The 8,103-nt window shown below is 71.6% G+C and carries 7 protein-coding genes; 2 read left to right on the forward strand and 5 right to left on the reverse strand.

What is annotated here, in order from left to right; all coding sequences use genetic code 11:
• The 3 genes from V7E45_RS36335 to V7E45_RS36345 all read right to left on the reverse strand — a co-directional run.
• On the reverse strand, positions 1–567 hold a 567-nt coding region (locus V7E45_RS36335; RefSeq protein ID WP_333778551.1), incomplete at its 3' end, for a TetR/AcrR family transcriptional regulator.
• Between the two features lie 589 nt (positions 568–1,156).
• Entirely contained in the window at positions 1,157–2,155 is a 999-nt protein-coding gene (locus V7E45_RS36340; protein ID WP_333778545.1) for a sigma-70 family RNA polymerase sigma factor, read from the reverse strand.
• A gap of 445 nt (positions 2,156–2,600) precedes the next feature.
• A complete protein-coding gene (locus tag V7E45_RS36345) occupies positions 2,601–3,389 on the reverse strand; it encodes a dioxygenase family protein (RefSeq protein WP_333778546.1) in 789 nt (262 codons plus the stop codon).
• A gap of 96 nt (positions 3,390–3,485) precedes the next feature.
• On the opposite strand from V7E45_RS36345, the gene V7E45_RS36350 reads away from it, so the two are divergent.
• Positions 3,486–3,995, forward strand: a complete 510-nt coding sequence (locus V7E45_RS36350; RefSeq protein ID WP_333778547.1) for a MarR family winged helix-turn-helix transcriptional regulator — start codon at positions 3,486–3,488, stop codon at positions 3,993–3,995.
• Positions 3,996–4,136: 141 nt separating this feature from the next.
• Here the strand turns inward: V7E45_RS36350 and V7E45_RS36355 are convergent, their stop codons facing one another.
• Together V7E45_RS36355 and V7E45_RS36360 are read right to left on the reverse strand one after the other, a co-directional pair.
• Positions 4,137–5,675 carry an MFS transporter gene (locus V7E45_RS36355; RefSeq protein ID WP_333778548.1) on the reverse strand — a complete coding sequence of 513 codons (1,539 nt, stop codon included), beginning with the start codon at positions 5,673–5,675 and terminating at the stop codon, positions 4,137–4,139.
• 190 nt (positions 5,676–5,865) lie between these two features.
• Entirely contained in the window at positions 5,866–6,507 is a 642-nt protein-coding gene (locus tag V7E45_RS36360; RefSeq protein ID WP_333778549.1) for a TetR/AcrR family transcriptional regulator, read from the reverse strand.
• 294 nt (positions 6,508–6,801) lie between these two features.
• Here V7E45_RS36360 and V7E45_RS36365 point away from each other — a divergent pair, with 294 nt between their 5' ends.
• Positions 6,802–8,097, forward strand: coding sequence for a M6 family metalloprotease domain-containing protein (locus V7E45_RS36365; protein ID WP_333778550.1), 1,296 nt, complete (start codon positions 6,802–6,804; stop codon positions 8,095–8,097).
• Positions 8,098–8,103: the final 6 nt, after the last annotated feature.

The raw sequence follows: 8,103 nt of genomic DNA on the forward strand, positions 1-8,103 counted from the left end.
GGCAGGGGCCGCGGGGCCTGGATCGGGGCCCGGGTCATGAGCTGGGTCGGGTCCCGGCTCCGGCTCCGGCTGGGCAACGTTGTCGCGGTGGGGCGCGTGGCCGGTTCCGCCGTCCGTGAGGGCGTCCTCCCCCGCATCCCGCGCGCTCGCCGCCTGCCTCGCGGACGTCGACAGCCGGTGGGCCAGGATCTCCGCCAGCGCTCCTTCCTCCGCCTGGCAGACCTCGGCCCAGACCTTGCGCAGCGCGGGGCTCGCGTCGGCCAGCCGGATGAGGGTGCGCACCCATTCCCAGGCCGATGCCGAGACGCCGAAGCCTGGGGTGAGGGTCTCGCGGACCGCGTGTCGCAGGGCTTCCAGGACGCTGAGGGAGGCCGGGGCCTCGCGTACGGCCTGGGTCCAGCGCTGGGCGCCGGCGGCGTACAGCGGGGCCACCGCCTCCTCCTTGGAGGCGAAGTAGCGGTAGAAGGTGCGCGGGGCGATGCCCGCCGCCTGGGCGATGTCCTCGGCGCGGGTGGCGCGCAGGCCCTGGCGGACGAAGAGGGCCGCCGCCGCGCGGGCGATCTCCATCCGGGTCTCCGCCTTGCGGCGCTCGGTGAGGGACGCCGTGGGGGACGCGGGAACGTGCAGGTGGGCGGTGTGGCCGGTGGTACTGGGGGTGCTCACCCCGGCAGGCTATGCCGGTGTGGCAGAATCTGCCATCCGGCGGGCCACCCCGGTGTTCAGGTACGGGGTGGCCCACCGCTCCAACCTCCGAAGGACGCCCCGGCGACCTCATCATCCCGTCACAGGCCCGCTCCGGCAGCACGAAGAAGCCGGGCTCGGCGCCCGGGGGGGGGGGGCGGGCCGGGGGGGGGGGGGGGGGGGGGGGGGGGGGGGGGGGCGCCGGGCGGGGGGGGCCCCCCCCCCCCCCCGGCTCGGGGACGTCCCGACGCTGGGGGGGGTAGCGTCAGGACGTGGCTCACTCGCCCGGCCGGGCCAGGTACGGCCGAGCCGGATGTGGGGGTGGGTGCGCGGGGCGGGGAGTGCGGTCCAGGGCCCCGACTATGGGGCCCGGAATGGTTTTTCCCTCGGGACCGCGGATTGAAGCGACGGTACCGCGCCATGTTTGCGCCGTCTTTCGCCACGGCGCACGCGCACCGCGGTCCCGTGCCCCCGGTTACGCCGCCGCGTCGAAGCCGGTCTGGCGGGCCAGCTTCTTCAGTTCCAGCAGCGCGTGCTTCTCGATCTGGCGGATGCGCTCGCGGGTCAGGCCGTGCTCCTTGCCGACCTCGGTCAGCGTGCGCTCGCGGCCGTCGTCGATGCCGTACCGCATCTTGATGATGGAGGCTGTGCGCTGGTCCAGACGGCCGATCAGGTCGTCGAGCTCCTCGCTGCGCAGCAGCGTGAGGACCGACTGCTCCGGGGAGACCGCGGAGGTGTCCTCCAACAGGTCGCCGAACTGCGTCTCGCCCTCGTCGTCCACCGGCATGTTCAGCGAGACCGGGTCACGCGACCAGTCGAGCACGTCGGTCACGCGCTCCGGCGTCGAGCCCAGCTCTGCGGCGATCTCCGCGGGCTCCGGCTCACGGCCGTTCTCCCGGTTGAACTCGCGCTGGACGCGGCGGATCCGGCCGAGCTCCTCCACCAGGTGGACGGGGAGCCGGATGGTGCGGGACTGGTCGGCGATGGAGCGGGTGATGGCCTGCCGAATCCACCAGGTGGCGTACGTGGAGAACTTGAAGCCCTTGCGGTAGTCGAACTTCTCGACGGCGCGCACCAGGCCGGCGTTGCCCTCCTGGATCAGGTCGAGGAGCGGCAGGCCGCTGCGCGGGTAGCGCCGGGCCACCGCCACGACCAGGCGGAGGTTGGAACGGATGAAGACGTCCTTGGCCCGCTCACTGGCGGCGGCCAGGGTCTCCAGTTCCTCGCGGGTGGCGTCCGTCGCGGACTCCTCCTCGCCGTCGAGGACCTGCCGCGCGAACACACCCGCCTCGATGGTCTGGGACAGCTCGACCTCCTTGGCGGCGTCGAGCAGCGGCGTACGCGCGATCTCGTCGAGGTACATGCCGACCAGGTCGCGGTCGGCGATCTCGCCGCCATGGGCGCGAACACTGCTTGCCGAGTCGACCGTCTCGCCGGAGGCGGTCTTACGACGGGCGACGGCACGGGTTGCCATGCGTGCTCCCTTGCGATGGTGGGCTGGCGGGTGGTCCTTTTGAACGCTCGGCTCTCCGGGGACTGTCTCTGGGGACTCTCCTCGAGTGCCCTGCATCCGTGGGAAACAACGACTGGAATCCGGACAGAATTCCCAACCCGTCCCTCTATTTTTCTGATCATGCAGTACCCTGTCGGCCGCACGGACGCACGTGGGGTCGTGCGGACGTACAGAGACGCAGGTCAGAGCCGGAGTCGAGGCCGGCACCAGCAGCCCCGGCGTCCCCTGGTGCCACTGCGCGAATGAGACGACCATCACGTTCCGTACGGCGGCCGTCACCGCCGGGGAGCGTCGCCGTCGACCGCTCCCACCCGGAAGACGGCTGCGACGGCCCGATGGTTGCCAGAGCGGCACCCCCGACCGGGCCCACCGACCCGGTCCGCACCGTACGATCCGGCCGGCCCGGTCAGTCGAACTGCACCGACCGTTTCGCCATTCCCATCCAGAACCCGTCGATCACCGACCTGTGCGCGCTCGGCTCACCGCCGGCCTCCGCCGCGCCCATGGTCACGAACAGCGGGGCGAAGTGCTCGGTGCGCGGGTGGGCGTAGCGGCCGGCCGGAGCCTTGTGGAGGAAGTCGAGCAGGGCGTCCCAGTCCCGGGCCTCCAGGGCCCGCCGGCCCCAGTCGTCGAACTCCGAGGACCAGCTCGGCACGCCGCCCGCGTGACGCAGGGCGGCCAGGTTGTGCGTGAAGAAGCCGGAACCGACGATCAGCACGCCCTCGTCGCGCAGCGGCGCGAGCTTGCGCCCGATGTCCATCAGCCGGACCGGGTCGAGGGTGGGCATCGAGATCTGGAGCACCGGGATGTCGGCGGCCGGGAACATCTCGACCAGCGGGACGTAGGCACCGTGGTCGAGGCCGCGGTCGGGGATGTCCTGGACGGGCATGCCGGGGGCGCGCAACAGCTTGCGCACGGAGTCGGCGAGCTCCGGGGCGCCGGGGGCGGCGTACCGCACCTGGTAGTAGTGCTCGGGGAAGCCCCAGAAGTCGTAGACGAGGGGGACGGTCCGGGTGGCCCCGAGGGCGAGGGGCGCCTCTTCCCAGTGGGCGGAGACCATCAGGATGGCCTTGGGGCGCGGCAGGCCGGCGGACCAGGCGGCGAGCTGGCCGGGCCAGACCGGGTCGTCGGCGAGCGGCGGGGCGCCGTGACTGAGGTACAGCGCGGGCATGCGTTCCTGGGTGGCGGCGGACATGACGGCGGCTCCGATGTTTTAACTCTCAAGCTTTTCACGCTCAGCCTACGCCCGACTTGTTCAAGTTTCAAGGAGATGCCTCGTACAGTGGGACCCATGAACAGGGCAACGGACTCCGCCGGCCGGCACCGCTGGCTCACCGCCGAGGAGCAGCGCGTCTGGCGCGCCTACCTGCACGCCACCACCCTCCTGGAGGACCACCTCGACCGGCAGCTCCAGCGCGACGCGGGCATGCCGCACATCTACTACGGCCTGCTCGTCGGACTCGCCGAGGCGCCGCGCCGCCGGCTGCGGATGACCGAGCTGGCGATGCGGTCGAAGATCACCCGCTCCCGGCTGTCGCACGCGATCGCCCGCCTGGAGAAGAGCGGCTGGGTCCGCCGCGAGGACTGCCCGTCCGACAAGCGGGGCCAGTTCGCGGTGCTCACCGACGAGGGCGCCGAGGTGCTGCGCCGGACCGCGCCCGGCCATGTGGCCGCCGTGCGGCAGGCGCTGTTCGAGCGGCTGACCCCGGAACAGCAGAAGACCCTCGGCGAGATCATGGAGATCGTCGCCGAGGGCCTTCAGCCCAACGAAGCGGGTGCGGACCTGCCCTGGCTCCGCTAGCTGACCCGGGTCCGCCGGCGGCCCGGCGACTCGGTGGCCCAGGGTCAGCTGGCCACGGACCAGGGCGGGTCAGCGGGTCACCCCCCAGGGGCGGGTCAGCGGGTCACGGACCAGCGGGGGGTCAGCGGGCGCGGACCGGGGTCAGTGGGCCACCACCGGCACCGGCAGCTCGTCCTCGACGCCCTCGCCGGAGGCGACCGGGGTGCTGCCCGGCCGGCCCGCGTTGACGAAGGTGAAGGCGATCACCGAGGCGAGCGCCAGGATGCCCACGGCGAACCAGATCGCGGTGCTGTAGCCGTGCACCATGCCCTGGAGCTTGACCAGCTCCTGCTGCGGCCTGGCGGCGGCACCGCCGATGTGGTCCGAGATGTACGAGGTGGTCGCGGACGCGGCGATCGTGTTCAGCAGAGCGGTGCCGATCGCGCCGCCCACCTGCTGCGAGGTGTTGACCATCGCGGAGGCGACACCGGCGTCCCGGGGCTGCACGCCCTGAGTGGCCAGCGACATGGCCGGCATGAACGCCGTACCCATGCCGAGGCCGAGCAGCAGCATCGCGGGCAGCAGCTGGGTGGCGTACGAGGAGCCGATCTCCAGCTGGGTCAGGATCAGCATGCCGAGCGCTGCGACCAGGAAGCCCGGGCCCATCAGGAAGCGGGCCGGGACCCGGGTCATCAGCCGGGCGCCGATCTGGGTGGAGCCGGTGATCATGCCGGCCACCATCGGCAGGAAGGCGAAGCCGGTCTTGACCGGCGAGTAGCCCTTCACGACCTGGAGGTAGTAGGTCAGGAAGAGGAACAGGCCGAACATGCCGATGATCGCGAGGCCGAGGGAGAGGTAGATGCCGCCGCGGTTGCGGTCGGTCACCACGCGCAGCGGCAGCAGCGGGGCCTTGACCCGCGACTCGACGAGGGCGAACGCGACCAGCAGCACCGCGGAGGCGACGAACATCGAGACGGTCACGGCGTCGCCCCAGCCGTCGCTCTCGGCACGGGTGAAGCCGTAGACGAGGGAGACCAGGCCCAGGGTGGACAGGACCACGCCGGGGATGTCGAGCGCGGAGCGGTTGCGGCCGCCCTCCGGCTCACGGATGACGAAGTAGGCACCGGCCGCGGCGACGACGGCGAACGGGACGTTCACGAAGAAGGTCCAGCGCCAGTCCAGGTACTCGGTGAGGAAACCGCCGAGGATCAGGCCGACGGCACCGCCGCCACCGGCGATGGCGCCGTAGATGCCGAACGCCTTGGCGCGCTCCTTGGCGTCGGTGAACATCACGGCCAGCAGCGAGAGCGCGGCCGGGGCGAGCAGCGCGCCGAACACGCCCTGGAGGGCGCGGGCGCCGAACATCATCGACCCACTGGTCGCGGCACCACCGAGCGCGGAGGCGGCGGCGAAGCCGGCCAGACCGAGCACGAAGGCGCGCTTGCGGCCCCACAGGTCGGCGATGCGGCCGCCGAACAGCAGCAGGCCGCCGAAGGCCAGGGCATAGGCGGTAACCACCCACTGGCGGTTGCCGTCGGATATGCCGAGGTCCTGCTGGGCGGAGGGCAGGGCGATGTTCACGATGGTGGCGTCGAGGACGACCATCAGCTGGGCGAGCGCGATGAAGACGAGCGCTTTCCAGCGGTTGGTGTCACCGCTCGGAGCGGCGGCGCCGCGAGCCTTGAGGGCTGTTTCGGACATGGAGGTACCCACTTCGGGACTTCGTGACGGAAAAAGAAAGAAGAAGAGGAAGACGAGAGACGAGAAAGAGGAGAGGGAGGCCGGAAGAGGAGAGGGAGGCCGGGCGAGAGGAAGGACCGCCGAGCCTTGCGGAACTAAGCGGTCGGGGCGGTGATCAGGGAAGCGTTCGCGGTGGTGAGCGCGGAAGCGGTCAGGACTGACGCAGCTCCTTCATGGTCACTGCCGTGCCCGGCAGGGCGGAGCGGGCCGGAGCCCGCAGGCCGTCCAGGAACAGCTGCAGATGACGGTGCACGAAGCGATCGCCGAACAGACAGCCCGTACCGGCCGGGGGCCGGCTGAGCTGGGCCGCGGCGACCATCAGATCACCGACTCCGACATCGGCCCTGAGCTGCCCGGCCGTCTTGGCGCGGCCCATGATCTCCTCGATGAGCTGCTCGACACGTTCCCGGGACGCCTCCAGGTCGGGGTGGTGCTGGTCGAACGTGCTGGAGACCATCGGGCACAGAGCGCTGATCCGCTCGTCGGCGGCGGCGTGCACGAAGCGCTCCAGTGCGGCGAAGGCGTCTCCGGTCTCCGCGAGGGCCTGCTCGGCCGCTTCGGCCGTACGGTCCATCACGGAACAGACGACCTCGCGGACGAGGGCGTCGCGGTCGGGGAAGTTGCGGTACAGCGTGGCGTTGCCGACACCGGCCCGGCGGGCGATCTCGTCGAGCGGCACGTCCGGGCCGTGCTCGACGAACATCTCCCGGGCGGCGGTGACGATCCGCTCCCGGTTGCGCAGGGCGTCGGCGCGCGGCCGGGGCACCTTGCGCTCGGGGGCTGCGGTCTGCACGGCGTACTCCTCGGTTCTCGACGGTATGTCCGGGGCGGTGAGGTGATCCGGGGAAGGAGTCCCCGTTTCGCTCGGACACAGGTCTAAACGGGGAGAGGTTCCCCGGTTATTTCCCCTCCCCGAAAAAGATTCCCGTGACCTGGCTCACACCAGCCGGGCGGGCCTCCCACCCGCCCGCGCCGCGTTATCCCACGATCGGTCTCCTCCAGCGCGCGCCCGTCACTCCGGCGACACAGGGTGATCGCAAGGGTGCAGCCGGAGATCGGCGGCTGCCGTGGAGCGAAAGGTCCATGCATGCAGCCGCAGTCGCCCCGTCGCCGCCGCATACGCCCGCGCCGCATACGCCCGCGCCGTGTGGCCGCCCTCGCCGCGGTGACCGTCCTGACCCTCGCGGTCAGCACCTCGGCCGGGACCGGGCGTCTGACGGCGCGCACCACCGCGGGGCCGGTCGGCCTGGCCCGCTCCTCCGCCCTCTCCCCCTGCTTCATACGCGGCGGCCTCGACGTACAGATGACGGAAGGTCTGCCCACCCCCACCGGTTACTCGCACTCCACGGGCACGGTTCACGCCCTGACCCTGATGGTCGACTTCTCCGACGCGCCCGGACAGGGCAGCGCGCTCGACCGCTTCCACGAGTTCTTCCCGCAGACGCAGGAGTGGTTCCGCGCGGCGTCCTACGGCCGTCTCGACTACCGCCCCGAGACCCCGATACCCACCTGGCTGCGGATGCCGAAGCCCTTCAGGGCGTACGGCATAGAGCGCGGCGCACCCTTCGACCCCGGCTACCGGGAACTGGTCCAGGACATCGTGGCCGCCGCCGATCCCGACGTGGACTTCCGCTCGTACGACCTGCTGAACGTGCTGGTCACCCCGAACGCCGGCCCCTCCGCCCTGGACACGGTGCTGTCCGTGACCTTCGCCGGCAACTCCGACGCCCCGGTCGCCGACGGCGTCCCCATCTCCAACGCGTCCTTCGTCTACTCGCGCCAGGACGACGGCTCCGGCTCCTACGCCCGTACCGGCTACCGGGTGCTGCCGCACGAGAACGGCCACACGTTCGGCCTGCCCGACCTGTACACCCAGGAGGGCGGTGGCGCGGTCGGGCACTGGGACATCATGAGCGAGGACTGGGGGGCCAACAACGACCTGCTCGGCTGGCACAAGTGGAAGCTGGGCTGGCTGGACGGCACCCAGGTCGGCTGCGCGGCGGCCCCGGGCAGCGTCGAGTACACGCTGACGCCGCTGTACAAGGCGGGCGGCGGGAAGCTCGTCCTGGTGCCGATCGACTCCCGCAGCGTGTACGCCCTGGAACTGCGCGCGCCGGGCGGCAACGACGAGGACGTGTGCGAACCCGGCATCCTCATCTACCGGGTCGACTCCACCGTGGACACCGGGCGCGGCCCCATCACGGTTTTCGACGGCCACCGGGACAGCGGCGGCTGCACCCGCAGCCCCAACGTCCACGCCGAACTCTCCGACGCCCCGTTCGCGACCGGCCAGACCTTCAAGGACCCGCGCCACCGGATCACCGTCCAGGTGCTGAGCGGCGTGCCGGGCGGGGCGTACCGGGTGCGGATCACTCGGGGATAGCGGGGG

This window comes from Streptomyces sp. IBSBF 3136, assembly GCF_036815105.1.
In the GTDB taxonomy this organism is placed as follows: domain Bacteria; phylum Actinomycetota; class Actinomycetes; order Streptomycetales; family Streptomycetaceae; genus Streptomyces.